The 1,154-nt window shown below is 68.1% G+C and carries 1 protein-coding gene; it reads left to right on the forward strand.

The window, feature by feature from the left end:
• Window positions 1–1,154, forward strand: a 1,154-nt coding sequence (locus EPK82_RS24630; RefSeq protein WP_134678346.1) for an aldehyde dehydrogenase family protein, incomplete at both ends; no start/stop codon positions are given.

Genomic DNA, 1,154 nt, shown 5'->3' on the forward strand with positions numbered 1-1,154 from the left:
TCCAACGCCGCCGACATCGACAAGGCGCTGGACGCCGCCCATGCCGCCGCCGACGCCTGGGGCCGCACCAGCGTGCAGGAGCGTTCGCACATCCTGCTGAAGATCGCCGACCGCATCGAAGCCAACCTCGAACTGCTGGCCGTGGCCGAGACCTGGGACAACGGCAAGGCCGTGCGCGAAACCCTCAATGCCGACGTGCCGCTGGCCGCCGACCACTTCCGCTACTTCGCCGGCTGCATCCGCGCCCAGGAAGGCAGCACCGCCGAGATCAACGACGGCACCGTGGCCTATCACTTCCACGAGCCGCTGGGCGTGGTCGGGCAGATCATCCCGTGGAACTTCCCGCTGCTGATGGCCGCCTGGAAGCTGGCACCGGCCCTGGCCGCCGGCAACGCCATCGTGCTCAAGCCGGCCGAGCAGACCCCGCTGTCGATCACCCTGCTGGCCGAGCTCGTCGGCGACCTGCTGCCGCCCGGCGTGCTCAACATCGTCCAGGGCTTCGGCCGCGAAGCCGGTGAAGCGCTGGCCACCAGCAAGCGCATCGCCAAGATCGCCTTCACCGGCTCCACCCCGGTGGGCTCGCACATCCTCAAGTGCGCGGCCGAGAACATCATCCCGTCCACCGTCGAGCTGGGCGGCAAGTCGCCGAACATCTTCTTCGCCGACATCATGAACGCCGAGCCGGCCTTCATCGAGAAGGCCGCCGAGGGCCTGGTGCTGGGCTTCTTCAATCAGGGCGAGGTGTGCACCTGCCCGTCGCGCGCGCTGGTGCAGGAGTCGATCTACGAGCCGTTCATGGCCGAGGTGATGAAGAAGGTCAAGCAGATCAAGCGCGGCAACCCGCTGGACACCGACACCATGGTCGGCGCCCAGGCTTCGCAGCAGCAGTTCGACAAGATCCTCAGCTACCTGGAGATCGCCCAGCAGGAGGGCGCCCAGGTGCTCACCGGCGGGGCGGCCGAGCGCCTGGAGGGCGACCTGGCCAGCGGCTATTACATCCAGCCGACGCTGCTCAAGGGCAGCAACGAGATGCGCGTGTTCCAGGAGGAGATCTTCGGCCCGGTGATCGGCGTGACCACCTTCAAGGACGAGGCCGAGGCGCTGGCCATCGCCAACGACACCGAGTTCGGCCTGGGCGCCGGCGTGTGGAGCCG

The organism is Ectopseudomonas khazarica (assembly GCF_004521985.1).
Lineage (GTDB): Bacteria > Pseudomonadota > Gammaproteobacteria > Pseudomonadales > Pseudomonadaceae > Aquipseudomonas > Aquipseudomonas khazarica.